Below are 26,356 nucleotides of genomic sequence, written 5' to 3'. Positions count from 1 at the left end.
GCGGATCGTAGCAGGCGTGCCCGTGCGCCCGGTAGCATGCGCGCAACACGTAAACGATTTACTGTAGAAAAAATTTATCATCGATAATTTTAACGATGAGGAAATTTTATTGGCCGTTTTCTTGTGATGCGGCAAGAATTTCAGCGCGGCGCCATCACATCAGAATCACGTCGTACTGCTCCTGGTGATACGCCGTTTCCACCTGCAGCGAAATCTGCTTGCCGATGAAGTCGCCCAGCATCGCCAGGTGCTGCGATTCCTCTTCCAGGAACAGGTCCACCACTTCCTGCGAAGCGAGAATGCGGAACTCGCGCGGATTGAACTGCTTCGCTTCGCGCATCAATTCGCGCAGGATCTCGTAGCAGATGGTGCGGCTGGTTTTCACCTGGCCCTTGCCGGCGCAGGCCGGGCAGGGTTCGCACAGGATGTGGGCGAGCGATTCGCGCGTGCGCTTCCTCGTCATCTCCACCAGTCCCAGCGCCGAAAAGCCCGACACCGACACCTTGGTGCGGTCGCGCGAGAGCGTCTTTTTCAACTCCTGCAGCACCGCATGGCGATGCTCGTTGTTGTCCATGTCGATGAAGTCGAGGATGATGATGCCGCCCAGGTTACGCAGGCGCAGCTGGCGCGCGATCGCGTGCGCCGCTTCCAGGTTGGTCTTGAAGATGGTGTCGGCAAAATTGCGGCCGCCCACGAAGCCGCCCGTGTTCACGTCGATGGTCGTCATCGCCTCGGTCTGGTCGACGATCAGGTAGCCGCCCGACTTGAGGTCGACCCGCCGCCCCAGTGCGCGCAGGATCTCTTCTTCCACGCCGTACAGGTCGAACAGCGGGCGCTCGCCCGTGTAGTGCTGCAAGCGCGTGAGCACCGTCGGCGTGTAGGCCTTGGCAAATTCGACCAGCATGGCGTGGTTCTCGCGCGAGTCGACCTGGATGGTGGCCGTTTCGTCGTGCACGAAGTCGCGCAGCACACGCTGGGCCAGGCTCAGGTCCTGGTACAGCAGGCTGGTGGCGGGACGGGTGCGGGCGCCGTGGCAGATCGCCCCCCAGGTCTTGCGCAGGTAGTCCACGTCGGCCGCCAGGTCGCTGTCGGACGCTTCCTCGGCCATGGTGCGCACGATGTAGCCGCCTTTTTCCTCGGCCGGCAGCAGGCTGTGAAGGCGCGTGCGCAGCAGTTCGCGCTCGGACTCCTTTTCGATTTTCTGCGAGATGCCGATATGGCTGTCCTGCGGCAGGTACACCAGCATGCGCCCGGCGATCGAAATCTGGGTCGACAGGCGCGCGCCCTTGGTGCCGATCGGGTCCTTGATCACCTGTACCGTCAGCACCTGGCCGTCGAACAGGATCTTTTCGATCGGGGTCGGCGCCACGCTCGGGCCTTCGTGGGTGCGCGCTTCCCAGATGTCGGCCACGTGCAGGAAGGCCGCGCGTTCCAGGCCGATGTCGATAAAGGCCGACTGCATCCCCGGCAGCACGCGCACCACCTTGCCCGAGTAGACGTTACCGGCCAGGCCGCGCGTGAGCGTGCGCTCGATGTGCAGCTCCTGCACGGCGCCTTGCAGGATGAGCGCCACGCGCGTCTCCTGCGGAGTGATGTTGATCAGGATATCTTCGTTCATTGTTCAGGGCCGCCGTGCAGATGATAGTGTGAGGGACGAGGCCGGGAGCGGGGCCGCTGCGCGCGTAAAACGCATCAGGCCAGCGGAATGCCCGCTTCGCGCAGCAGTTGCGCGGTTTCGAACAGGGGCAGTCCGACGATGCCCGAGTGGCTGCCTTCGATATGTTCGACGAACAGCGCGGCCATGCCTTGCAGGCCGTAGCCGCCCGCCTTGTCGTAGGGTTCGGGGGTGGAGCAGTAAGCCTTGATCGAGGCTGGCGACAGCTTGGCGAAGCGCACCTGCGACACCTGGGTGATCTGGCGCTGCATGTCGGTGTGGTGGACCGCGATCGCGGTCAGCACCTGGTGCGTGCGGCCGGACAGGCGTTCGAGCATTTCCATCGCCTCGGCGGGCGAAGCGGGTTTGCCGAGGATGTGGCCATCGATGGTGACGGTGGTGTCGGCCGCGAGCACCGGACGCAGGGTCAGGCGGCGGTGCTGCACCATGTTCCAGCCGAAGGCCGCTTTTTCGTTGGCCACGCGCGCCACGTAGTCGATGGCCGCTTCGCCCGGGTGCACCAGTTCGGTCACGTCCGGACCGCGCGGGGTATCGTTGCGCAAGGTGAGCAGCTCGAACTCCACGCCGATCTGGCGCAGCAATTCCCGCCGGCGCGGGCTTTTGGATGCAAGATAGATTTTTCTGTCGATCGGTTTCATCGGATTCCCGGTTTCTCAGACGCGATGATAAGGGTGATTCTGCGTGATCGACCACGCCCTATACAACTGCTCGGCAAGCATAACACGCACGATGCCGTGCGGGAGCGTCATACTGGAAATACGAATCAGCCCCTCGGCGCGCGCCTTGAGTTCGGGATCGAGGCCGTCGGCCCCGCCGATCAGGAAAACGGTGTCGCGCCCGTCCTGCTGCCACTGCATCAGCTGTTGGGACAGGCCCACGCTGGTCAGGTCCTTGCCGCGTTCATCGAGCGCGATCAGGCGTGCGCTCTTGGGCAGGACCGCTTCGATGCGCTCGCGTTCGAGCGCCATGGCGGTAGCCGCCGTTTTGCTGCCGGAGCGTTCGACCGGCTTGATTTCCTTGAGCACGATGCGCAATTCAGGTGGCATGCGCTTCGTGTACTCGGAAAAGCCGGTCTCGATCCAACCGGGCATCTTGTGGCCGACCGCAGCGATAATGAGCTGCATCGGCGCTTACTCTGCGTCTTTTTTTGCGACGCGTTTGATGACTTTTTTGACCGGCACGGCGTCGGCTGGCGCTTTTGGCGCCTTGACGGCGGCTGCGCGTTTCGGCGGCAGTGCCTTGAGGGCCTTGACGGCGGCTTCTTCGGTCTTGGTCGCGGCGACCTTGACCACTTTGCCGACAGCTTTCGACGCGGCTTTTTTGGCCGGTGCTTTCTTGGCGGCGGCAGGGGTCTTGGCGGCAGCGGCTTTTTTGGCGGCTGGTTTGCGCTCGTTGACCGGCTTGACTTCAGGCGCCGCCTGGGTCGAGGCGAGGTGCTTCGACTTCGGCTTGGTTTCGGCCGCTTCGGCCGCTTCCACGGTGCCCTTGCGCTTGGCCGCGCCGAGCTTCACAGGCTTGTCGCCCCAGATTTCTTCGAGACGGTAGTACTGGCGGATCGCCGGCTGCATGATGTGGACGATCATGTCGCCCAGATCGACCAGGACCCATTCGCCGGTGTCTTCGCCTTCGATGCCGATCACGTCGCCGCCGGCGGCCTTGACCTTGTCGCGCACGGAGGCGGCAAGCGCCTTGGTCTGACGGTTGGAGGTGCCGGAAACGACGGCGATGCGGTCAAAAAGGCTGGTCAGGTGAACGGTATCGAACACGGTAATGTCCTGGCCCTTCACATCTTCGAGGGCGTCGACGACGAGGGTCTGCAGTTTTTTAATATCCATTAGATTTCGTATAAATTATGTTGTTGAATATAGTCTAGCACTACCGGGGAGATAAGCGAGTTTGCCTTCTCGCCCCGTTGTAATGCCGCACGAATCTGGGTGGCGGAGATGTCCACGTCCAGCGTCTCGGCCAGGTAAGCCCTGCCGGACGGGGTGTTACGCAATTGCGCCAGGCTGCCCCGGCGCAGGGTGAGTTCTTCGGCGACGGCCGCCGGCAATGCCGCATCGGCCATCGAAAATCCAGGGCGCGCAGCCACGCCGATATGGGCCAGCTCGAACAGCGCGCGCCATTCGCGCCAGCTGTCGAGCTGCTGCAACTGGTCCGATCCCATCAGGAAGACGATAGAGGCCTGCGGCCCCAGTTCGGCGCGCACGCCGCGCAAGGTGTCGATGGTGTAGGTCGGCGTGCCGCGTTCGATTTCCTGCAGATCCAGCACGACCGGGCGCGCAGCGCCGGCGAAGGCCAGGCGCAGCATGGCGATCCGGTCGGCGTCGCCGGCCTGCAGGCGGCTCTTCTGCCACGGACTGCCGGCCGGCAGGATGCGCAACTGGTCCGGTTCGAGCAGGGTGGCAAACAAGGTGGCCAGCGCCACATGACCGTTATGGACCGGGTCGAAACTGCCTCCCAGCAGCGCGACGCACAAGGTCACGTAAGGAGCCAGTCGCGATGGACCAGGAAGTCGCTGTACAGCTTCGCTTCGGCGCTGCCGGCTTGCGGATGCCAGTCGTAGCGCCACTTGACGATGGGCGGCATCGACATCAGGATCGCTTCGGTGCGGCCGCCCGACTGCAGGCCGAACAGGGTGCCGCGATCCCACACCAGGTTGAATTCCACGTAGCGGCCGCGCCGGTATGCCTGGAAATCGCGTTCGCGCTCGCCGTACGGCGTGTCCTTGCGGGCCATCAGGATCGGCAGATAGGCCTTGACGAAGGAATCGCCCACGCTTTGCGTCATCGCGTACGACAGGTCGAAACCGGCTTCGTTGAAGTCGTCGAAGAAGATCCCGCCCACGCCGCGCGGCTCCTTGCGGTGTTTCAGGTAAAAGTAATCGTCGCACCAGCGCTTGAAGCGCGCGTGCAAGGTGCTGCCGAAAGGCGCGAGCGCATCGTGGCAGGTCTGGTGGAAGTGGCGCGTGTCGGCTTCGTCGCCGTAGTAGGGCGTCAGGTCCATGCCGCCGCCGAACCACCATACCGGTTCCTCGCCGGGCGCGGTGGCGGTGAAGAAGCGCACGTTCATGTGGACCGTGGGGGCGTACGGATTGCGCGGATGGACCACCAGCGACACCCCCATCGCTTCCCAGGCGCGGCCGGCCAGTTCGGGACGCGAGGCCGCGGCCGATGGCGGCAGGTTGGCGCCCATCACGTGCGAGAAGTTGACGCCGCCGCGTTCGAGCACATTGCCTTCCTCGATCAGGCGCGAGATGCCGCCGCCGCCCTCGGGACGTTCCCATTCTTCGCGCAGGAAGGGCTTGCCGTCGGCGTCTTCGAGCGCTTGCACGATGCGCGCTTGCAGGTCGAGTAGCCAGGCCTTGACGGCCGCAGGGGAAGGGGATGACATCGGGGAGCGGGATCGGGGAATAAAAATTGAGGACGAATTGTACACCGTACAGGTGTTTTATGATATGTGCTGGATCGTTAAACTAAAAACCGTCGTTGTATACGCCGTCGTCCCCGCGCAGGCGGGGACCCAAGTTATTCGATTAGCCTACGACTGGGCACGAACTTGGGTCCCCGCCTGCGCGGGGACGACGGAGGTAAGTGGAGACAGTCGCTTAGTGCTTCAATCCCCGCCACCCAATATCGCGGCGGAACTGCGCGCCGTTGAAGTGGATATTGTCGACCGTCTCGTAAGCCTGCTTCTGCGCCATCTTCACGCTGTCGCCCAGGCCCACCACGCACAGCACGCGGCCACCACTGGTCACCAACTTGCCGCCGGCCTGCTGCGTGCCCGCGTGGAAGGTCACGCATTCCGGCGTCTCGGCTGGAATGCCGTCGATTACGTCGCCCTTGCGCGGATCGTCCGGATAGCCGGCAGCGGCCATCACCACGCCCACCGCCGTGCGGCGGTCCCATTCCAGTTCGACCGTGTCGAGCGTGCCATTGACCGCATGCTCCATCACCGTCACCAGGTCGCTCTTGAGGCGCGCCATGATCGGCTGCGTCTCCGGGTCGCCCATGCGGCAGTTGAATTCCAAGGTCTTCGGATTGCCTTTGTCGTCGATCATCAAGCCCGCATACAAAAAGCCGGTGAACTGAATGCCGTCCTTGGCCATGCCGTTGATGGTCGGGTTGATAATCTCGCGCATCACGCGCGCATGCATGGCCGGCGTGACGATCGGCGCCGGCGAATACGCGCCCATGCCGCCCGTGTTCGGGCCTTCATCGGCATCCTTGAGGCGCTTGTGATCCTGGCTGGTCGCCAGCGGCAGGATGTTCTTCCCGTCGCACATGACGATGAAGCTCGCTTCCTCGCCCGCCAAAAACTCTTCGATCACGATGCGCGCGCCGGCGTCGCCGAAACGATTGTCCGCCAGCATATGGTCGACCGCCTGGTGTGCTTCTTCCAAGGTCATCGCAACAACCACGCCTTTGCCGGCCGCCAGGCCATCGGCCTTGATGACGATCGGCGCGCCGTTAGTGTCGATGTAGGCGTGCGCCTGCGCCACGTCCGAAAACGTCTGGTAGGTCGCCGTCGGAATGCCGTGGCGCTGCATGAAGGCCTTGGCGAAGTCCTTCGAGCTTTCCAGCTGCGCCGCTTCCTTGGTTGGCCCGAAAATCTTCAGGCCGCGGCCGCGGAACAGGTTGACGATGCCGGCCGCCAGCGGCGTCTCGGGACCGACCACGGTCAGGGCGATGCCCTCGCGCTGGACGAATTCGGCCAACTGCTCCGGATCGGTCAGTTCGACGTTGACGAGGCGGATGTCGCGCGCCGTGCCGCCATTGCCCGGGGCGACGTACACCATTTGAATACGTTCGGATTGGGCCAGTTTCCAGGCCAGTGCATGTTCACGGCCGCCAGAGCCGACTACCAGGATTTTCATAGGAGCTTAATCTTCGATCAGGACGTTGGTATAGACTTCCTGCACATCGTCGAGGTTCTCGAGCGCGTCGAGAATTTTTTGCATCTTGATGCCGTCTTCGCCACCGATCACGGTTTCGGTCGACGGCTTCATGATGATCTCGGCCACTTCGGCCTTGAAGCCGGCTGCTTCCAGCGCTTCTTTCACGGTCGCGAAACCGAACGGGTCGCACAGCACTTCGAAACCGCCTTCTTCGTCGGCCACCACATCTTCGGCGCCGGCTTCGAGGGCCGCTTCCATCAACTTGTCTTCGTCCACGCCGGGCGCGAACAGGAACTGGCCGCAGTGCTTGAACATGAACGCGACCGAACCTTCGGTGCCCATGTTGCCGCCGTGTTTATTGAAGGCGTGGCGCACTTCGGCCACCGTGCGCACACGGTTGTCGGTCATGCAGTCGACGATGATGGCCGCGCCGCCGATGCCGTAGCCTTCGTAACGCACTTCTTCGTAGTTCACGCCTTCGAGTCCGCCCGAGCCGCGGGCGATTGCGCGCGTGACGTTCTCTTTCGGCATATTGGCGTCAGCCGCCTTGTCCACCGCCAAGCGCAGGCGCGGATTGGTGGCGATGTCGGGACCGCCCATGCGCGCGCCAACGGTGATTTCCTTGATCAATCGAGTCCAGATCTTGCCGCGCTTGGCGTCGGTGGCGGCCTTCTTGTGCTTGATATTGGCCCATTTGCTGTGTCCAGCCATGTCGAAATTTCCTTAGACGGTATGCATCAATGGCCGACATTTTACCATAGCGGCCTTGCCAGAATCCGCCGGCCTCCAGCCGGTTTGCGCGATTCGTTCTACAATCGCTGCATGAACAAAAGCGCAACGGCCCCCGCCGCCCACTCGACCCCGCGCCCGGCCCTGCTGGCCGGCCTGGCCCTCGCCATCGCGGGCGCGGTACTATTTTCGGCCAAGGCGGTCCTGGCCAAGCTGATGTACCGCTACCACGTCGATGCCGTCACCGTGATCGCGTTTCGCATGCTGTTCTCGCTGCCGGTGTTCGCCGCTGTCGCGCTCTGGAAGATGCGCACCGAAGCGCCGCTGTCGAAGACCGACCGCTGGCGCCTGGTGTTCCTGGGCGTGATCGGCTACTACCTCTCCAGTTATCTCGACTTCCTCGGCCTGCAGTTCATTTCGGTCGGGCTGGAACGCCTGATCCTGTTCCTCACGCCCACCTTCGTGCTGCTCATTACTTCGGTTTTCCTCAAGCGCCACATCAGCCGAATCGAGTGGCTCGCGCTGCTGGTGTCCTACTGCGGCATCGTGCTGGTGTTCGTGCACGACTTGCACGGCGGCGCCGGCAGCACCGCCGTCGGCGCGCTGCTGGTGCTTGGCTCGGCCCTGTCGTACGCGGTCTACCTGTTGATGTCGGGCGAGATGGTGCGCCGCATCGGCTCCCTGCGCCTGGTGGCGTATGCGATGTGCGTATCGAGCGTGGTGTGCATCGGCCAGTTCTTCCTGCTGCGGCCCGTGGCCATGCTGGTCCAGCCGGCGGCGGTGTACTGGTACTCGCTGGCCAACGGGATCTTCTGCACCGTACTGCCGGTCTTCATGACCATGATCGCGGTGCAGCGCATCGGCGCCTCCACCGCCTCGCAGGCCGGCATGATCGGCCCCGTCTCGACCCTGTTCCTCGGCGCGCTGGTGTTGAACGAGCCGATGACCGCCGTGCAGGTAGGCGGCACCGCGATGGTCCTGGCGGGTATTTACATGCTGTCGAAGAAGAAATAGTCACCCCACACCCGCCCCCAACGAAAGCACACGAATGAGCCACCCGACCAAGCCCCGCCTCGCCCTGATCGCCCACGACAAGAAGAAGGATGACATGATCGTGCTCGCCGCCGAGTACATCGATTTCCTGCGCGGCTGCCAGCTGATGGCCACCGGCACCACCGGCGCGCGCCTGATCAAGGAACTCGGGCTCACGGTCGAACGCAAGGAATCGGGCCCGTTCGGCGGCGACCTGCAGATCGGCGCGGCCCTGGTCGAGGGCGAGATCGATGCGGTGGTGTTCCTGCGCGACCCGATGACGCCGCAGCCGCACGAGCCGGACATCAACGCGCTGGTGCGCGCCTGCGACGTGCACAATGTGGCTTGCGCCACCAATCTGTCGACCGCCCATTTGCTGCTCTCGCAGCTCAGGCTCGCGGCCGCGAAACCAACCCAGGAAACAGACAGGAGTCCAGCATGATGGCAAAAGCAATCCGTATCAATCGCACCGGCGGCCCCGAAGTGATGGAATACGTCGACGTTGAAGTCGGCGAACCCGGGCCGGGCGAAGCGCGTGTGCGCCATGCCGCCTGCGGCATCAATTTTATCGACGTCTACTTCCGCACCGGCCTGTATCCGCAGCCGCTGCCGGCGGGGCTGGGCATGGAAGGCGCCGGCGTGGTCGAGGCGGTGGGCGAGGGGGTGACCGAGGTAGCCGTGGGCGACCGCGTGGCCTATGCCGGCCGTCCGAACGGCGCCTATGCCGAAGTGCGCAACCTGCCGTCCGCACTGTTGCTGCGCTTGCCCGACGCGATCTCGTTCGAGACCGGCGCCGCCATGATGCTGCAAGGCCTGACGGTGCAGTACCTGTTCCGCCGCACCGTGCCGCTCAAGCGCGGCGACACCATCCTGTTCCACGCGGCGGCCGGCGGCGTGGGCCTGATCGCGTCGCAGTGGGCGCGCGCGCTCGGCGTGAACATGATCGGCACCGTCGGTTCGGACGAGAAGGCGGCGCTGGCCAAGGCCGCCGGCTGCAGCCACGTCATCAACTACAACACCGAGGATTTCGTGGCGCGCGTGATGGAGATCACCAACGGCGAAAAAGTCTCGGTGGTGTACGACTCGATCGGCAAGGATACCTTCACCAAGTCGCTCGACTGCCTGCGCCCGCTGGGGATGATGGTCAGCTTCGGCAGCGCGTCCGGACCGGTGCCCGATTTTTCGCTGGCCGAACTGTCCGCGCGCGGCTCGCTGTTCATCACCCGTCCGACCCTGTTCAGCTATGCCGCCAAGCGCGCCGACCTGGAAGCGATGGCGGCCGATCTGTTCGCGGTGGTCGCCAGCGGGGACGTGAAGATCGATATCAACCAGACCTATAAACTGGCCGATGCCGCGCAGGCGCATATCGACCTCGAATCGCGCAAGACGACCGGCTCGTCGATCCTGGTGCCATGAGCGCGCCCGGCATTGACGGCTCGCCCAAGTTCGGGCGCCTGTTGATCGGACTGGTGCTGGCGGTGCTGCTGATCGTGGGAATCACGTTCGGGTCGGAGGCGTGGCTCGGCCATCCTTGAACGAAAAACGCGCTCCGTGGAGCGCGTTTTTCGTGATAGGCAGGTGAATCAGCCTTCGCGTTTGAGTTCGACCCGCCGCGCGACCCCGCTCACACCAGGGAATTCGGCAAAGGCGCTTTGCACCAGCGCCGGCATCAGCGCCGGCGTGGACATTTCGCGGCTCATGTTATGCACGGTGACGTCGAACAGGCGCTTGCCGTCGGGGATGGACTTGATCGCCACCTGCAGTTCGCGCCGGTACTGGTGGTCGATGCGCTCGCGGTACATCGGGGCGCCGCTCCAGAATGGATCGTAGAAGGGGCTGTGCCAGCCGCCCCAGTAGCGCCGCGCGCCCCAGTAGCGGCCGCGGTAGCCGTAGCCATAGCCGCCGAAAGCGAAGCGCGGGTTCGGGATGAAGAAGGGATCGACCACTTCGACCACCCGCGCCGGCACGTCGGTGGTGGTGAATTTCATCGAGATTTTCAGGGTCGGCTTGCCGCTTTCGCCGGCGTCGCGGAAACCCAGGCGCGCCAGCTGGCCGCGCACCAGGTTCTGGTAGCTGCGCAGTTCGAGCGTGTCGTCCTGGATCGGCGGCGCCTCGAATACATAGGTTTTATCCTGCAGCTCGGCCGGCCACTGGTGGAAAGTGGTCACATCGCTGCGGATCGTGGTCGCGCAGCCTCCCAGCAGCAAGCTCAGTGCCGCACCGGCAGCCATCAATAATCGTCTCATCGCACTACTCCCATACTCAAAACGGATTTCACCGAAGCTAACTTTATGTCTCACGGTCTATTTTCGCAGAAATTTTACAAGTTGTTACCCTGTTCACACTGCGATACAGGCAATGAGGAACGGCGCACGGTGGCGGTATTGGTAAAATAGGCACCCGACTCACCGTCCTTCCCGAGATCCCATGCGCACAGACACTCCGCAAACCATCTATCGCAAAGATTACACCCCGCCCGGCTTTCTGGTGGAAACGGTCGAACTTGGCTTTGATCTCGACCCGCAGCGCACCATCGTCGCCAGCCGCCTGACCATGAGCCGCAATCCCGACAGCAAGGTGCGCGCGATCGAGTTGCACGGAGAGAATATCGTCCTGGTCGCACTGCGCATGAACGGCAAGACCCTGTCCAAGCGCGATTACCGGCTCGACGACAAGATGCTGGTCATTCCCGAGGCGCCCGACGAGGTCACCCTGGAAATCGAAACCCTGACCGCACCCGCCAAGAACACGACCTTGAATGGCTTGTACGTGTCCAACGGCAATTTTTTCACGCAATGCGAGGCTGAAGGCTTCCGCAACATCACGTATTTCCCCGACCGTCCTGACGTGATGGCGAAATACACGGTGATGCTGCGCGCCGACAAGGCGGCCTATCCGGTGCTGCTGTCGAATGGCAACCTGATCGAGGAGGGCGACTTGGGCGATGGCCGCCATTACGCCAAGTGGGAAGACCCGTTCAAGAAGCCGTCTTACCTGTTCGCCCTGGTGGCGGCGCGCCTGGTATGCCAGGAAGAGACCTTCAAGCTGGCCGACGGCCGCTCGGCGCTGTTGCAGGTGTGGGTGGAGGAGGGCAATCTCGACAAGACCGATTACGCCATGCAGTCGCTCAAGAACTCCATCCGCTGGGACGAGGAGCGCTTCGGGCTCGAACTCGACCTGGACCGCTTCATGATCGTCGCGGTCGGCGACTTCAACATGGGCGCGATGGAAAACAAGGGCTTGAACATCTTCAACACCAAGTTCGTGTTGGCCAATCCGCGCGTGGCCACCGACATCGACTACGCCGGCATTGAGGCGGTGGTGGGGCATGAGTATTTCCACAACTGGACCGGCAACCGGGTCACGTGCCGCGACTGGTTCCAGCTGTCGTTGAAAGAAGGGTTGACGGTGTTCCGCGACCAGGAATTTTCGGCCGATATGATCGGCACCGACAGCGGGCGCGCCGTCACCCGCATCGACCAGGTGCGCACCTTGCGCCAGGCCCAGTTCCCGGAAGACGCGGGGCCGATGGCGCATCCGGTGCGGCCCGACTCTTTTGTGGAGATCAATAACTTCTACACCGTCACCGTGTACGAAAAAGGCGCGGAAGTGGTGCGCATGTATCAGACCTTGCTTGGGCGCGAGCTTTTCCGCAAGGGCATGGACCTATATTTCGAGCGGCACGACGGCCAGGCCGTGACCTGCGACGATTTCCGCGCCGCGATGGCCGACGCCAGCGGGCGCGATCTGACCCAGTTCGAACGCTGGTACAGCCAGGCCGGCACGCCGGTGGTGCGCGCCGAAGGCCGCTACGACGCCGATTCGCTCACCTACGAGCTGACCTTGACCCAACGCTGTCCGGCCACGCCGGGGCAGGAAAACAAGCTGCCGTTTCATATTCCGGTGGCCGTGGGCCTGCTGGGCGCCGACGGCAGCGACCTGCACCTCAATGTCGATGGACTCGATGCCGTCACCGCGGTGCTGGAACTGACCGAAGCGACGCGGACCTTCCGCTTTTCCGGCGTGAAAGAAGCGCCGACGCCATCGATCCTGCGCGATTTTTCCGCGCCCGTGGTGCTCGAATACGACTACACCGACACCGAACTGCTGCACCTGTTCAGCCATGACAGCGACCCGGTCAACCGCTGGGAAGCCGGCCAGCGCCTGGCGATGGCGCGCCTGCTCAAGCTGACGGCGGCCGTGGCCAAAGGCGATACGCTTGAACTGGACACCACCTTCATCGAGGCGCTGCGCAAGATCCTGGCCGACGAATCGCTCGATGCCGCCTTCCGCGAACAAGCCTTGCTGCTGCCGTCGGAGAGCATGATTGCCGATCAGATGGACGTGGTCAATCCGCAAGCGATCCACCAGGCGCGCCAGTTCGTGCGCCGTACCATCGGCGAGGCGCTGCAGGTGGATTTGCGCGCCCAGTACGACGCCAACCAGACGCCGGGCGCGTACAGTCCCGATGCGTTGTCGGCGGGCCGGCGCGGCCTGAAAAACCTGGCGCTGGCTTATCTCGCGTCCACCTCCAGCGAAGAGGGCATCGCGCTGGCGCAGGCGCAGTTCGACAGCGCCGGCAATATGACCGACCGGGTCGCCGCGCTGGGAGCCCTGATCCATGCCGGCGCGGCTTCGGCGCAGGCCGCGCTGCAGGCTTTCTACGCCGACTTCGACAACGAGGCGCTGGTGATCGACAAGTGGTTCGCGATGCAGGCTTCCGCCCCTGCGACCGGCCTGGCGGCGGTGCGCGCGTTGATGCGCCATGCGGCCTTTAACATCAAGAATCCGAACCGGGCGCGCAGCCTGGTGTTCACTTTCTGCGTCGGCAATCCATCGCAGTTCCACGCGCCGGACGGCAGCGGCTACGCGTTCTGGGCCGAGCAGGTGATCGCGCTCGACGCCTTGAATCCGCAGGTGGCCAGCCGCCTGGCGCGTTCCATGGACCGCTGGCGCAGGTACGCGCCGGCGCTGCAGGCCCACATGAAAAAGGCCTTGCAAAAGGTGGCGGGCGTGAAAAAATTATCGAACGACGTGCGCGAGGTGGTGAGCAAGTCGCTCGCCAATTAATCGCCGCGATAAGCAAAGAATGCTAAACAAACCAAAGGGAAGTGAATGAAACGCGTCAGTCTCACGCAACACCTGGTCGAAGAACAACGGCTGCATAACTCCATCCCGGCCGAACTGCGCCTGCTGATCGAAGTGGTCGCCCGCGCCTGCAAGACCATCAGCCACTCGGTCGGCAAAGGAGCGCTCGGCGATATCCTCGGCAGCGCCGACACCGAGAACATCCAGGGCGAAGTGCAGAAAAAGCTCGACGTGATCTCCAACGAGATCCTGCTCGAGGCGAACGAGTGGGGCGGCCACCTGGCGGCCATGGCGTCGGAAGAGATGGAATCGATCCATCCGATTCCGAACCGCTATCCCATGGGCGAATACATGCTCTTGTTCGACCCGCTCGACGGCTCGTCGAACATCGACGTGAACGTCTCGATCGGTACCATCTTCTCGGTGCTCAAGGCGCCGGAAGGCATGGGCACGCCGACCGAAGCGGACTTCATGCAAGCTGGGAGCATGCAGGTCGCCGCCGGCTACGCCGTGTACGGCCCGCAAACCATGCTGGTGCTCACCACCGGCAATGGCGTGAACTGCTTCACCCTGGACCGTGAAATGGGTTCGTGGGTGCTGACCCAGCGCCACATGATGATTCCCGAGGCGACCAAGGAATTCGCGATCAATATGTCGAACCAGCGCCACTGGCATGCGCCGGTGCAGCGCTATGTCGACGAGCTGCTGGCCGGGTCGACCGGCGTACGCGGCAAGGACTTCAATATGCGCTGGATCGCCTCGATGGTGGCCGACGTGCACCGCATCCTGAACCGCGGCGGCATCTTCATGTATCCGGCCGATACGCGCGACACCTCGATGCCGGGCAAGCTGCGCCTGATGTACGAAGCGAACCCGATGGCGATGATCGTCGAGCAGGCCGGCGGTGCCGCTACCGACGGGCGCACCCGCATCCTCGATATCGCCCCGCACAAGCTGCACCAGCGCGTGCCGGTGTTCCTGGGATCGAAGAGCGAAGTTGAGCGTGTGAGCAGCTATCACGCCGACTAAACGTAGTCATTTTTACAAAAAAGCAAAAGAACGCGCATTCGCACTAGCAATTTTGCAGGGTTCTTTGCTAGAATACGCGTCTTCGCCGATTTAGCTCAGTTGGTAGAGCAGTTCATTCGTAATGAAAAGGTCGCCAGTTCGATTCCGGCAATCGGCACCAAGTACAAGCAGCAAGTCAGAACCCGCACGCCTCACCGGCGTAGCGGGTTTTTTCTTGTCTTGTTGCCGCCGCTTGTGCTTCGGTGCGCTGCATTGTCATTTTCAGAAGGCGACTGCCCCATTTTGCCGGATCAGACGGCGACTGTGCGCAAGAATTCTGACGTTCCTTAATCAGCCGTCGTCTTCATCATCAGCGTCCAAGCTAAATACGCCTATGCACAGACCTGAGTTGCGGGCGTGGCAACGGAAATACAGCGCATAGCCGAGCAAGGGTCTTGACACTGCCGGATGCCGCCTTGGGAGCGGGCAGGGCTCAGGCTTGCTCACGGACCTCGCGCGGGCGCAATCGAGCGGCGGTAAAGACAAGGACCGCTTATCGGAGCCGGTCGAACTCGTCATCCGCGATCTGTTACAAAAGCGATTCCTGACCCGGCAGGAGCGCAGCCTGGCGGCCCTTTATCGATCTGAACATCGTCGATGAGCGCGACAGGCAGCCCATCGGGCGCCCCTGCCGGGCGGTCGCCATCGATGTACTCACGCGCTGCGTACCCGGCATGGTGGTCACGCTGGAAGCACCGTCCGCCATTTCCATCGGTCTGCGCCTCGCCCATGCCGCCTTTGCGGCCAGCTTCAACAAACTATGGCTTTAAAGCGAACAGCCCGAATTCGGAAAGCGCCGTGAAGCTGCTGTCGCCGTTATTGGCTGTGATGTTCAGCCGGTAATAGCGATACGAGCCCGGACTCGCGACCGAGTACATCTTCAACTCGGAGCGTTTCTGGTTACTTCGCGTGTCGATCGTGGTCCAGGTGGAGCCGTTGTTGGAGCCTTGGAACTGCCAGTTCCTCGGATCGCGTCCTATGAGGTTGGCGTCCAAGGTGCTGATGACCGAATAGCGCAGGACGCGCTCGGCGTGGCCGAGGTCATACTGCAGCCAGCCGCTTGTGCCGGCGTAGAGCCATTGCGACCAGGGGTTCTGGTCGAAAGCGCGTCTGGCGTTGGTCGCGTTGCCTGCACTGTCGTTGGCGGTGCCACCGCTGACGACGGTCACCACTTGTGGAACCGGTGTGGCGCTGTCCTCGGGAGAGTTAGCGCTCGTGCCGGCGGAGTTGGTCGCCGTGACGGTGTAGTAGTAGGTTGTGCCCTTGGTCGCGGACTTGTCCGTGTAGCTGGTGCCCCTGATGCCCGATGCAATGGTTGAAGGTGGGCCGCCGCTGAAGGTGGAGCGCTTGACGGTGTAGCTGGTGGCGCCGAAGGACGCCTGCCAGCGCAGCGGCACGGCGCCATCGCCCGGTGAGGCCAGCAGCATGGCGGGCGCTGCCGGAATGACGCTCGCCGCACCACCGTCGCCGCCGGTGATCTGCACGTTGCTGAAGGTGGAGCTGTTCAGGGCACCACTGACTGAGGTGACCACCAGGCCAACATAGATCGTGTCGGGAACGGGGCCGTCGATGCGCCCGACATCGGTGGCTGCCCAATTGGTGCCATCGGGAGAAACGTAGCCGGTGATGATGTTCCCGATGCGTTCGAGCTTCACCCAGTACGAGGGCGTGGAACTGGCGATGCCCATGGCTTTGGTTCCGTAGTTCGAGCCACCATACACCGCGAGTTTCTGCATGTTCTGTTTGGCCTTGCCACTGTTGTCGATGGCCATCCAGGCGCGGGGAGCGCCTCGTTCCAGGCTTGTTCGCATCATCACGCCGGCCACTGCGGCAGGATTGGTGTTCTGGACGGACTCGACTTTCGCGATGATGGCGCTGTTGCCGGTGATGGCCTTATAGGCGAAGTGGCAACCGTCTTGCGTGCCCCAGAATATGTCGTTACCCGCTCCCTGAACCGTCCATTTGCCGTTGGCGTAGGTAGCCACGCCCGCCGGGGAGGCGCCCCCGATGTTCGCACTGCTGAACCCAGTGGTGATCGAGGTGGTCGAAGGAATGGGCAGCGCCGCCGGCGCCGCCGCCTTCGAGGTGTCGGAATCCTTGAGGAACATGAAACTGTCGCCGCTCACCCCCACCCAGAGACGTCGCTGGGCGATGAAGGGTGCCTGGAGACCCTTGCGCAGGACGTAGGCCCCATAAATTTGAGTCAGCGCCGTGGCTCCGCCATTGGCGCCCTGCCAGCCGTGCTCGGTAACGTCGGAGGTGTAATAGGCATCGGTGGTGCCGAAAGGAAGCGCTGTCGTGGGCACAAGCTCGTTCACCCTCGCGAAATATTCACCCGCCGCCAGCAGGCGGTTGTCAAAGTCGGAATAGATGTCAATGCCTTGGCTCCAGAGCGCTTCGGCGAGCATGGTCAGTGACTTGAGCTGCCCATAGGCATGCCCCTGATCGCGGAGGTAGTCGCCAAGCATGCCGATGTCATTGGAATTTCGCAGTCCGACATGGGCCAGCGTGCGGGTCTGATAAACGACCCTGTCCAATGTCTCGGTATCGTCGTTGTAGATCGCCATCAGCCCCTGGGCGGTGAGGGCCAGTGCGCCCTTGTTGGCAGCCCCGTACGAGCTTTCGCCCCAGGGGTTCGCTGCCGGCATCAGGACGTCCTTGAAGTACTTCTTGACGATCGCCGTGTCGGCCTCCTTCCAGCCGGGCCATGTGCCGCGCAGGATTTCCGCGCCGCCCACGAACTGCATGGCGTAGTCGCCCAGATCGAGCATCGACTCGCGACCCGAGAACTCGGTATGGGTGGTGGCCCACCTAAGCAGAAACTTGCGCGCATTCTCCGCGTATCGCTCGTCCCTGGTGAAGTACCACATGCGCGAGAGATTCCAGATCGCGACCATGTCGGTGCGCCAGGCGTGCAGGTTCTCGTCAGGGGCGCGGCTCACTTTCGCGAACGGGCCATACCCTCCGTAGCTGAGCCTGGACATGGGACTACTCGCCAGTTGGTCGTAGCCGGACTTCCAAGGCTGCCTGCCTTGATCGACGTACCCCTTGAGAGTCTTGAGATCCAAGAGGGTAAGCGGGGCGCCTGGATGCGTGAAACTGCGGGCCACCGGGATACCCCCTGTGGTCGCGGGGATCCCGGAGGGCGGCGGCGTGATAACTGGGGGCAGCGCGCTACCCCCTGTGGTCACTGGGACCGCCGGGGAGGCTTCCGGGGTAACCGGGACCGCCGGGATGCCCCCTGTGGTAGCGGGGGGCACAGAGGGAGGGGGCGTGGTAACTGGAGCCGCCGGGGTATCCCTTGTGGTGGCGGGGGGCACAGGCGGGGGCGGCGCGGTAACCGGGGCCACCGGGGTAGCCGCTGTGGTAGCGGGGGCCACCGGGGGGGCTTGCGTGGTCACTGGGGCCACCGGGGTAGCCGCTGTGGCGGCGGGGGGCGCAGGGGGGGCTTGCGTGGTCACTGGGACCGCAGGGATACTCCCTGTGGCAGCGGGAGCCGCAGGGGGGGCTTCGGGGCTAACGGTGACCACAGAGGGGTCTTTCATTGCGGTAGACTTTACATCGTCACCGCCACCGCAACCCGGGAGCACGGCTGAGCTCAACAAGAGCAGTGCAGCAGCCAAATCAGTTCTCTGAAGCATAGGAGCATTTCTATCGAAAGGGTGAAAAAATAGCGGGCCTTGGCTCGGTCTTGTGCCGCCAGTTCTCCATAAGGTTGTGATTTCAATGACGCCAAAAATTTTTCGACGCGACACGCAATTAATTCGCTTGATTAAGCAAGTATCGCGCCAGGATAAATTGGCGACTGACAGGGATATTCTGCATAACTCTACGCGAGGTCATGCAGTGCGGCTCGGGAGCCAAGGCGCATGTGCCGCCAATGGGCTTTGCTATTGGCCGGACATAAGGCGCCGCAGCCCCCCCCAGCTCGTGCAACCAAGGACCGCGTGGAGTGAAGCAAAGCATTCCGAGATGACAATTAGTGTCAGCACCGCCAAAATTGTCAGTTTCTCCATTTTTTGTCAATCTTGTTTATCTGAAGACGGCCGCTCAATACTTCCTGACGTTTGCAGTCGTCTCTTTCTTTGCTAAAGCCAGTCACTCTGGACATTTGAACGCGACCCGTTGATCGAGCGCACCGACGCCGGTATCGCTCGCGCACGCGCTGAAGAAAAGGTCTTGGATCGTCCGTCAACGCTGACAAAAGTGCAGCAAGTCGACGCAACGGGCCGCCTCGCGGCAGGGGAGACCGTGGCCTAGGTAGCCCGTGATTTTGGCACGACGCGCCAGTCCATCATGCGGGTACGAGCTGGGCATATTCCGATGGTGCCACTGCCGGCGCGAGCGTGATCGCGCCGCCGAAGGGAAGCGGCAGGCGCATTTTCCCGCCCTGGGCCGCCGCTCCGCTTCCAAACGGTCGCGCTCATCCATGCGCACGAGCAGCGTTTTTACATCCATGTCGATTGCCGCGACGCGCGTTTGGGTCCAGCTTTTCTGGGCTGCCAGACGTGCTTCGATTTCACCTCGTGACGGGCCGTTCATTGGTCCATCCTGGCGGCGCCCATCGGGGCGTCAAGCGCGCCCGTTTGAAAGGGCGCAAGCTGTGCCGGCACCGCCAGCCGGCAATACCGGCCTTGGTGCACCGCAGCCGGCCGGGGCGGGCTGCAGATAGCTGTCGATGCTGCTGATCTGCCTGCGGAAGTAGTGCCTCCCGCCGGACTCGTCAGTGACCTCAGACGCGGCCTATCAAGGTGCGCGCTTCCTGGCGCACCACTCTTCCGACGATGATGCAGTCGCCGCCGCGGCAGGCGCGCCGGTGGTAGGCCGGGTCCGGATTCATGGACGCCAGATACCACTCGCGGCCGTCGCGCACCAGGCGCTTGACCACGGCTTCGCCCTCGAAATTGACGGCGTAAAACTCGTTGTTGATGGGCTTGGTATCGGCAATATTGACGACCACCACATCGCCTTCGATCATCAAAGGCCACATGCTGTCGCCCTTGACGCCGATGGCCAGCAGGCATTGCGGCACCAGCTTGTTTTCCTCGATGAAGCGGCGCGGCAGGTCGATCGTGCTGTCGGAGGAATCTTCCTGCGAGGCCTCGAAGCCCATCACACCGGCGCGCAAGGTCAGGCTGACCTTCTTGATGGGGATCTGTTCGGCCTGCTGCGCATCGACCGTGATGCGCTTGCCGACGATGCCGAAGTCATGCTCGCGCGTTTGCGCCATGGCCATCGCATCCTTGGCGGCGGCGAAGTCGTCGGCGTGCGCGGCGAGCGCGGGGCTGAACGCCGAGATCGGCACCCCCAGCAGTTTCGAAAACTTGATGCCGACGTCGATATTCAAGGGGATTTTCCCGTTGAGATATTGGTTCAAGGCGCTTTGGCCGAACTGCAGCTGGTTGGCGGCTGCTTCCTGGGACGCCGGCAGCCCTTGGCTGCGGCGCGCGTGTTGCCACTCAATAAAGAGTTGCTTGAGCTGCGCTGCTTCCGCGAGCTCGTGTTGGTTTAGGGGGAGGGCTGGCATAGCTCGCACAATATAAGGAAAACTAATAAATATCAATTAGTCGGACTGTTGACAAAACAAATTAGTAAGACTAATATAGCACCTATGAACTCCATCGCACACATCCGGGTCCGGCTCGGCATTACCCAGGCCGTGATGGCGAAGGGGATCAATGTTTTACAAGGCAATGTTTCCAACTACGAGGGCGGGCAATCGATGCCGCCCGATGTGCTGGCCCGGCTGATCGGCCATGCGGCACCGGCCGGCTCCACGATCAGCCACAACAATGTGTACGCGCCGCCCGGCGGCGCACACGGAGACGCCCGCCGGGCCTGACCCGGCTGTTTCGTTTTACCCGGTTTCATCCCCCGCCCAGCGCCATCGCCAGCAGCGATGGCGGCTGCGCCCCCATGTCCGCGCCCCTGGCGCTCACTTAAGCGAGGAAGATACATGACCGTTCTACCGGAACTCAATCACGAGGCACGCCAGGTGCTCGCCATGGCGTGTGCCTGGCGCGACGGCCGCAACGCCACCTTTGCGCTGCGCGGCGTCAGCGCGGAACTGATGCAGCTGCGCCAGCGGCTCGATGACGACGCCCTGGCCAACGCCATCGACAGCTACTGGAGGATGGCATGAAAGCCCTCAGGATCGATGCACTGCGCGCCAGCATCGTCAGGGCCCTGGACGACGGCCCCACGCAAGTCATTCCGCTGGCGCAGCGGCTTGGTGCGGACGCCGAACAGGTGCGCCAGCAATGCCTGCTGCTGTTTCGCGAGGGCGTCATCGCGCGCGATCCGCGCACCCGGCGCGCGCGCATGGTGTACAAGGCCGCCAATGCGCCCGCCGCCGAGCACGACCCGCACCCGATCCAGCGCCTCCTGGCGGCCGAATGGAAGGGCCACCCTTTCCGCGATCCGCTGGTCGCCGCTTTGTTCGGGCGGGCGGCGCAGCATACTCACCATACCGCTGGCTGATAGCGATTCTGGAACGTGCTGATCTGCCACGGAGCTCATCAATGGCGCGAGAATGGATCAAGATGCCTGCCAATCCGTAGAGCGATCCGCGCGGCTCCAGGCTGTACGACCTGAGCGGCAAGGGCAAAGCGAGGGTGGCCGGCGCGCCGTACTGGCCGTGGGCCACGGCTGGCGAACATACCCGCAGCGCTCGCATGCCGGGAGCGGGCCTGGCCGGCATCGATGCACTAAAACAATGCCTGCTGGCATGCATGGCAACTCTGTTAGTCAGCGCACAGTGAACGAAGAGTAATCGTTATATTTTTTGTATTCGGCGTCGTTATGGGCGCCACCACCCGCGCTGGTATAAAACTTTTAGAGGAATGGATCATGGACAATCAGAAATCGAATGGCGGCAACGCAAGCAATATTGGTAGCGAAGGTTCGGGCAGCAGCATGGGCAAGGATCTCGGCGCCGGCCGCAACGATGGCAACAAGGGTAGCGACGACAATAAAGGTAGCGATCTGAGCAAGGGTGCGGCCGACATGCACAAGACCATCGACAAGGCAGCCGATGCTGCCCAGCCAGTGGTCGAGCGCCTGGCCTCCAGCGCACACGCCAGTGTCGACAAAGTCAGCGGCGCCCTCAATGGCGTCACCGGCCGCATGGACGAAAAAGCGCGCCAGTTGACCGATGCCTATAAAAATTTCGCAGAAACCGGCCGCGACTATGTCCGCACCAGCCCGGCGACCTCGGTCCTGGTCGCCCTGGGCATCGGCTATACGCTCTCGAAATTGCTGGGCCGTCGTAACTGATCAGCGCGCTCATGCGCCCGCATGGCCCGGCCGGCTGACGCCGTCCGGGTCAAGCCGCTACGTCCCCACACTCCCGTTTTGATCGTTTCACTACCGTGCCCAGGCCGGTGGTGTCGCATTCCCGCGCCGGTCTCTCGTCATACACTTTCTAGTTGAGGTATTTAATGGTCACACGCAAGAAAACGGGCGCCACGGAAGATGGCGCCGGCTCCATCCTGAGCACCGTCTCCGGTCCCTCCAACGCCCAGCCTCCGGCTAGCCTGGGCAGCAGCGATCCGGTCGCCGCGCAGTTGCTGATCAAAACCGTTGCCGGTCAACAGCTCGCCGCCGCGATGCCCTTCAACCCCAACAAGCCGGCCGAGTACGGCGATGCAGCGCGCACCCCGCCGCCTGGCGCGACGGCCGAGCCATCGACCCCGGCCGCCACCGGCAGCACCAGCACCGAAACCATCGCCTCCGCCAAGCTCGGGGCCGGCGTGCCGCCGCAGGGTGCCAACCCGACCGTGGGCCCGCTCGACAGGGTGCGCGTCGACGGCGGCGGCCAGCGCCTGACCACCAACCAGGGCGTGCCGATCGCCGACAACCAGCATTCGCTCAAGATCGGCCTGCGCGGACCGACCGCGATGGAAGACTTCATCCTGCGCGAAAAACTCACCCATTTCGACCATGAGCGTATTCCCGAGCGCGTGGTGCACGCGCGCGGCTCCGCTGCCCACGGTTATTTCGAGAGCTACCAGGACTTGAGCGCGGTGACGCGCGCCTCGCTGTTCGCCCAGCCCGGCAAGCGCACCCCCGTGTTCACCAGGTTTTCGACCGTCGCCGGCGAACGCGGTTCCTCCGATACGGTGCGCGATGTGCGCGGTTTCGCCGTCAAGTTTTACACGGACGAAGGCAACTGGGATCTGGTCGGCAATAACATGCCTGTCTTCTTCATCCAGGATGCCATGAAATTCCCCGACCTGGTGCACGCGGTCAAGCCCGAACCGCACCACGCCATGCCGCAAGCGTCGAGCGCCCACGATACCTTCTGGGATTTCGTTTCCCTGATGCCCGAATCGACCCACATGCTGCTGTGGCAAATGTCGGACCGCGCGATTCCGCGCAGCTACCGCACCATGCAGGGTTTCGGCGTGCACACTTTCCGCTTGGTCAATGCGGCAGGCGAGTCGGTGTTCTGCAAATTTCACTGGACCCCGCTGCAGGGCACCCACTCCCTGGTCTGGGACGAGGCCGCCAAGCTGGTGGGCGCCGATCCCGACTACCACCGGCGCGACCTGTGGGAAGCCATCGACGGCGGCAATTTCCCCGAGTGGGAGCTGGCGCTGCAAATTTTCACCGAAGAGCAGGCCGAATCGTTCGCCTTCGACGTGCTCGATCCGACCAAGCTGGTGCCCGAGGAACTGGTTCCCCTGACGCCGGTCGGCAAGATGGTGCTCAACCGTAATCCGGACAACTTCTTCGCCGAAACGGAACAAGTCGCCTTCTGTACCGCCCACATCGTGCCCGGCATCGATTTCAGTAACGATCCGCTGCTGCAAGGCCGTATCCATTCCTACCTCGATACCCAGATCAGCCGCTTGGGTGGCCCGAATTTCCACGAAATCCCGGTCAATTCGCCTGTCGTGCAAGTGCAAAACAACCAGCGTGAAGGCATGCACCGCCAGGCCATCCACCGCGGCAGGGTCAACTACGAGCCGAACTCGCTCGCGGGCGGTTGCCCCTTCCAGGCGGGCATGAAGTCAGGCTTCACCAGCTTCCCGCAAACGATTTCCGAAGACAAGGTGCGCGGCAATCCGGAACTGTTCGCCGATCACTATTCCCAGGCGCGCCTGTTCTTCAACAGCCAGAGCCCGGTCGAACAAGCCCATATCGCCGCCGCCTTCCGCTTCGAGCTCACGCGCGTGCAGACTCCGGCCGTGCGCGAGCGCGTGCTGGCCACCCTGGCCAATGTGAACCCGGTGCTGGCTGGTGCCGTTGCGGGCGGCCTGGGCATGGAGGTGCCGGCGCCGCTGCCGCTGGCGAGCAGCCGTCCGATGCACGAGTACGAGCCGTCGCCGGCCCTGTCCTTGCTCAGCCGTCCGGGCGAAACCGGGATCCGCACGCGCAAGGTGGCGCTGCTGGTCGCCAATGGCGTCGATGGCGCCATGGTGCGCGCGATTTACAGCGCCTTGCTGGAAGATGGCGCCGTGCCGCGCGTGGTGGCCAGCCAGCTGGGCAAGGTCAAGACCAGCGATGGCGCTACCCTCGACGTCGAAATCACCCTGGAAGCCGGACCATCGGTCTTGTACGACGCGGTGGTCGTGCCCGATGGCGACGCTGTCACCGTGCTCGGCCGCGATGCCCATGCGCTCGACTTCGTGCGCGAACAGTATCGTCATTGCAAGCCGATCCTGGTGGTGGGAGCCGGCGCGGCGCTGCTGAAAGAGGCGGGTGTGCCGCCGGCGCTGCCGGACGGATCGGCCGACCCGGCCCTGATCGGGACCGAAGCGGGCGCACTGGCGCCGGCGCTGGCCGCGTTCAAGACGGCACTGGCCGCTCATCGCTCTTTCGCGCGCGAAACCGATCCGCCGGGAGTCTGAGCGGACAGGCCAAAAAAAACGCCAGCGATGCTGGCGTTTTTTTGGTCCCGGGAAGCCGATTGCGAATCAGCGGAAGGTGTCGTACTCGCCCTTGCGGCGATTCGACATGAAGCCGATCATGCCCAGGCCGGCCAGCAGCATGACATAGCTTTCCGGTTCCGGAACCGGGGTGGTCGGCACCTGGAAAGCGGTTTTGCCGAGGTCGCGCGCGAAAATGGTCAGGTTCGAGTAATCGGCCAGTTTGCCGCCCGGGTTAAGTGCGTTCAGGGTCCAGCTGCCCGTGCTTTTCGCGCCGGCGCCGAGCACTTCGTTATCGAACAGCCAGGCCGAGCTGCCGCCGCCGGTGTGCATGGCAAACACCAGGTCCAGCGTGACATTGTTCTTGACGTCGTTGTTCACGGCAGTCCACGAACCATGGCGGCCGTCAAAATTGTCGAAGGTAAAAGTCAGGCTGGTGCCGAGTTTGCTCGTGGTGATCGCAACGCCATTGTCGGCCTTGCTGTCGAAGGCGGCGATCGAGGTCCAGCCCTGCTTCGAGCCGTACAGGGCGAAGTCGGTGGCGAAGCCGCTGCTGCCGCCTTTGGTGGCGTTGCCGCTCTGGGGATTGACGCCGCCGGCATAGTCGACCGCATCGGCGCTCACGCCGTTCAGGCTGACGTCGCTCTTGGCGGTCTTGCCGGCGCTGCCGCTCGCAGCCGCATGCGCGCTGCCGGCGAACAGCACGCCAGAGCAAAGGGCTGCGGTCAAGCTAATCGTTTTGGCAATGTTTTTCATGTCGTTCCCGATGATGGAGAAATGGATGGAGAAGCATTGCGGGGATTAGGCAGCGCTTGATGCAAATGCAGGGGTACAGGACAGATAGTACCGCAGGTATTGATTAGATTCAAGAAGGGAATTTATATTAATGTAATGAAACTGACGGTTATACAACTTTCATGCACAGTAAAATTGATACTGGGCAATGTACTGCGCGCCGGATACTGGCGCAACAGGCTCAACAGCGCGGCTGGCCTGGGTCCGGGCCAGGCAATGATGCCGATGGCGGGTGCCAGCGGGCCGTTGTTACGAACCAACAAAAACGCCAGCGCGGAGGCTGGCGTTTCTGCATGCATCACACCAGGCGGATCAGTGGAACAGCGGCTGCGCCAGCTTGCGGCGATTCGACATGAAGCCGATCAGGCCCAGGCCGGCCAGCAGCATGACATAGCTTTCCGGTTCCGGTACCGGGGTCGTCGGCACTTCGAAGGCGGTCTTGCTGACGTCGCGCGCGAAGATGGTCAGGTTGCCGTAGTTGGCTTTGTTGCCGAACAGGGTCAGCCCGTTGAAGGTCCAGCTGCCGTTGCTGGTGGAACCGGCGGCCAGGGTTTCGTTGTCGAACAAAAAGGCGGAACTGCCCATGCCGCCGTACATGGCGAACACCAGGTCGAGTTTGACATTATTCTTGGCGTCGTTGTTGGCCACGGTCCAGGAACCATGGCGGCCATCGGTCTTGTCGAAGGTGAAGGTCAGGTTGGTGCCCAGCTTGTGCGTCGAGACGGCATCGCCATCGTCGGCCTGGCTGCCGAAAGCAGCCATCGCGGTCCAGCCCTGCTTCGAGCCGTACAGGGCAAAGTCGCTGGCAAAACCGCCGCTGCCGCCCTTGGTGGCGAAAAAGCCTTGCGGATTGACGAGCAAGGCATAGTCGACCGCATCGGCGCTGGCGCCGTTGAGCTTGACGTCGGTCTTGGCGGTATTGCCGGCCCAGGTCGCGTGCGCGCTCGAAGCGAACAGGACGGACGTGCAGAGTGCCACGCCCATGGTGATATGTTTAGCAATGTTTTTCATGTCGTTTCCAGTGGAATTGTTCGAGTAGCATTGCGGGGGTTCGGCAGTGCTTGACGTAAATGCAATATGCGAGGCGCATACTACCTGACGCATGAGTGAGATTCAAGTAAATAAGTTATATTTTCATAACAAAGCTGACGAATTTACAACGAAATGCCTTGGGGTCGACCAATGAAAACGCCAGCACGA

24 protein-coding genes, 1 tRNA gene and 1 pseudogene are annotated in these 26,356 nt (G+C 62.9%); 13 read left to right on the top strand and 13 right to left on the bottom strand.

Annotated features, from left to right (window positions below):
• Positions 1-154 precede the first annotated feature (154 nt).
• The 8 genes from rng to IV454_RS02200 form a co-directional block, all read right to left on the bottom strand.
• Positions 155-1,618 (bottom strand): ribonuclease G, encoded by a 1,464-nt coding sequence (rng, locus tag IV454_RS02235; protein ID WP_054264403.1) that lies wholly within the window; start codon positions 1,616-1,618, stop codon positions 155-157.
• 74 nt (positions 1,619-1,692) lie between these two features.
• Positions 1,693-2,313, bottom strand: a complete 621-nt coding sequence (locus IV454_RS02230) for a Maf family protein (RefSeq protein WP_206090011.1) — start codon at positions 2,311-2,313, stop codon at positions 1,693-1,695.
• A gap of 15 nt (positions 2,314-2,328) precedes the next feature.
• Entirely contained in the window at positions 2,329-2,799 is a 471-nt protein-coding gene (rlmH, locus tag IV454_RS02225; RefSeq protein WP_054264401.1) for a 23S rRNA (pseudouridine(1915)-N(3))-methyltransferase RlmH, read from the bottom strand.
• Between the two features lie 6 nt (positions 2,800-2,805).
• Positions 2,806-3,510: a ribosome silencing factor gene (rsfS, locus tag IV454_RS02220; RefSeq protein ID WP_206090010.1), complete on the bottom strand. Its 705-nt coding sequence runs from the start codon at positions 3,508-3,510 to the stop codon at positions 2,806-2,808.
• Entirely contained in the window at positions 3,510-4,160 is a 651-nt protein-coding gene (locus IV454_RS02215) for a nicotinate-nucleotide adenylyltransferase (protein ID WP_054264399.1), read from the bottom strand. The genes rsfS and IV454_RS02215 overlap by 1 nt, the downstream gene beginning before the upstream one ends.
• A complete protein-coding gene (gene hemF, locus IV454_RS02210; RefSeq protein WP_206090009.1) occupies positions 4,157-5,068 on the bottom strand; it encodes an oxygen-dependent coproporphyrinogen oxidase in 912 nt (303 codons plus the stop codon). Before hemF ends, IV454_RS02215 begins: the two co-directional genes overlap by 4 nt.
• A gap of 214 nt (positions 5,069-5,282) precedes the next feature.
• Positions 5,283-6,551: a phosphoribosylamine--glycine ligase gene (gene purD, locus IV454_RS02205; RefSeq protein WP_206090008.1), complete on the bottom strand. Its 1,269-nt coding sequence runs from the start codon at positions 6,549-6,551 to the stop codon at positions 5,283-5,285.
• 6 nt (positions 6,552-6,557) lie between these two features.
• On the bottom strand, positions 6,558-7,283 hold the full coding sequence (locus tag IV454_RS02200) for a YebC/PmpR family DNA-binding transcriptional regulator (RefSeq protein ID WP_167085782.1): 726 nt from the start codon (positions 7,281-7,283) through the stop codon (positions 6,558-6,560).
• Positions 7,284-7,394: 111 nt separating this feature from the next.
• Between IV454_RS02200 and IV454_RS02195 the strand changes: the two genes are divergently transcribed.
• The 4 genes from IV454_RS02195 to IV454_RS33290 are packed head-to-tail and all read left to right on the top strand — an operon-like array spanning position 7,395 to position 9,868.
• Positions 7,395-8,315 (top strand): DMT family transporter, encoded by a 921-nt coding sequence (locus IV454_RS02195; protein ID WP_206090007.1) that lies wholly within the window; start codon positions 7,395-7,397, stop codon positions 8,313-8,315.
• 34 nt (positions 8,316-8,349) lie between these two features.
• Entirely contained in the window at positions 8,350-8,775 is a 426-nt protein-coding gene (locus tag IV454_RS02190) for a methylglyoxal synthase (RefSeq protein ID WP_054264395.1), read from the top strand.
• The gene (locus IV454_RS02185) at positions 8,775-9,749 is read left to right on the top strand and encodes a quinone oxidoreductase family protein (RefSeq protein WP_054264725.1); all 975 of its coding nucleotides are present in this window, start codon (positions 8,775-8,777) and stop codon (positions 9,747-9,749) included. The genes IV454_RS02190 and IV454_RS02185 overlap by 1 nt, the downstream gene beginning before the upstream one ends.
• A complete protein-coding gene (locus IV454_RS33290; RefSeq protein ID WP_282961397.1) occupies positions 9,746-9,868 on the top strand; it encodes a hypothetical protein in 123 nt (40 codons plus the stop codon). The genes IV454_RS02185 and IV454_RS33290 overlap by 4 nt, the downstream gene beginning before the upstream one ends.
• Before the next feature lie 48 nt (positions 9,869-9,916).
• On the opposite strand, the gene IV454_RS02180 is transcribed toward IV454_RS33290, so the two are convergent.
• Positions 9,917-10,579, bottom strand: a complete 663-nt coding sequence (locus IV454_RS02180) for a DUF4136 domain-containing protein (protein ID WP_206090006.1) — start codon at positions 10,577-10,579, stop codon at positions 9,917-9,919.
• A 181-nt stretch (positions 10,580-10,760) separates the two neighbouring features.
• On the opposite strand from IV454_RS02180, the gene pepN reads away from it, so the two are divergent.
• The 4 genes and pseudogenes from pepN to IV454_RS33700 form a co-directional block, all read left to right on the top strand.
• Entirely contained in the window at positions 10,761-13,403 is a 2,643-nt protein-coding gene (gene pepN / locus IV454_RS02175; RefSeq protein ID WP_206090005.1) for an aminopeptidase N, read from the top strand.
• 45 nt (positions 13,404-13,448) lie between these two features.
• Complete coding sequence (locus IV454_RS02170) at positions 13,449-14,450, top strand: class 1 fructose-bisphosphatase (RefSeq protein ID WP_206090004.1); 1,002 nt, start codon at positions 13,449-13,451, stop codon at positions 14,448-14,450.
• A gap of 84 nt (positions 14,451-14,534) precedes the next feature.
• A tRNA-Thr gene (locus IV454_RS02165) sits at positions 14,535-14,610 on the top strand.
• 306 nt (positions 14,611-14,916) lie between these two features.
• Positions 14,917-15,223, top strand: a pseudogene (locus IV454_RS33700) (TnsB C-terminal domain-containing protein); the annotation flags it as partial.
• A gap of 24 nt (positions 15,224-15,247) precedes the next feature.
• On the opposite strand, the gene IV454_RS02155 reads toward IV454_RS33700, so the two are convergent.
• Both IV454_RS02155 and IV454_RS02150 read right to left on the bottom strand, forming a co-directional pair.
• Positions 15,248-17,473: a discoidin domain-containing protein gene (locus tag IV454_RS02155; RefSeq protein ID WP_229522014.1), complete on the bottom strand. Its 2,226-nt coding sequence runs from the start codon at positions 17,471-17,473 to the stop codon at positions 15,248-15,250.
• A 1,748-nt stretch (positions 17,474-19,221) separates the two neighbouring features.
• Complete coding sequence (locus IV454_RS02150; RefSeq protein ID WP_370663767.1) at positions 19,222-20,016, bottom strand: LexA family transcriptional regulator; 795 nt, start codon at positions 20,014-20,016, stop codon at positions 19,222-19,224.
• A gap of 84 nt (positions 20,017-20,100) precedes the next feature.
• On the opposite strand from IV454_RS02150, the gene IV454_RS02145 reads away from it, so the two are divergent.
• From IV454_RS02145 to IV454_RS02125, 5 genes are all read left to right on the top strand, one after another.
• Complete coding sequence (locus IV454_RS02145) at positions 20,101-20,331, top strand: helix-turn-helix domain-containing protein (protein ID WP_206090001.1); 231 nt, start codon at positions 20,101-20,103, stop codon at positions 20,329-20,331.
• Between the two features lie 114 nt (positions 20,332-20,445).
• Positions 20,446-20,631 carry a hypothetical protein gene (locus tag IV454_RS02140; protein ID WP_206090000.1) on the top strand — a complete coding sequence of 62 codons (186 nt, stop codon included), beginning with the start codon at positions 20,446-20,448 and terminating at the stop codon, positions 20,629-20,631.
• Positions 20,628-20,969, top strand: a complete 342-nt coding sequence (locus tag IV454_RS02135) for a hypothetical protein (RefSeq protein WP_206089999.1) — start codon at positions 20,628-20,630, stop codon at positions 20,967-20,969. Before IV454_RS02140 ends, IV454_RS02135 begins: the two co-directional genes overlap by 4 nt.
• A 369-nt stretch (positions 20,970-21,338) precedes the next feature.
• Entirely contained in the window at positions 21,339-21,764 is a 426-nt protein-coding gene (locus tag IV454_RS02130; RefSeq protein ID WP_229522012.1) for an ElaB/YgaM/YqjD family protein, read from the top strand.
• Between the two features lie 164 nt (positions 21,765-21,928).
• The gene (locus IV454_RS02125; RefSeq protein ID WP_206089998.1) at positions 21,929-24,343 is read left to right on the top strand and encodes a catalase; all 2,415 of its coding nucleotides are present in this window, start codon (positions 21,929-21,931) and stop codon (positions 24,341-24,343) included.
• 66 nt (positions 24,344-24,409) lie between these two features.
• Here IV454_RS02125 and IV454_RS02120 read toward each other — a convergent pair whose 3' ends face one another.
• Positions 24,410-25,090 carry a PEP-CTERM sorting domain-containing protein gene (locus IV454_RS02120; protein ID WP_206089997.1) on the bottom strand — a complete coding sequence of 227 codons (681 nt, stop codon included), beginning with the start codon at positions 25,088-25,090 and terminating at the stop codon, positions 24,410-24,412.
• 378 nt (positions 25,091-25,468) lie between these two features.
• On the bottom strand, positions 25,469-26,167 hold the full coding sequence (locus IV454_RS32630) for a PEP-CTERM sorting domain-containing protein (RefSeq protein WP_054264367.1): 699 nt from the start codon (positions 26,165-26,167) through the stop codon (positions 25,469-25,471).
• Positions 26,168-26,356: the final 189 nt, after the last annotated feature.

Source organism: Massilia antarctica, from assembly GCF_015689335.1.
GTDB classification, from domain to species: Bacteria; Pseudomonadota; Gammaproteobacteria; order Burkholderiales; family Burkholderiaceae_D; genus Telluria_A; species Telluria_A antarctica.
Note: the sequence above shows the minus strand (reverse complement) of the source record. Positions and strands in the feature narration are given on the sequence as shown.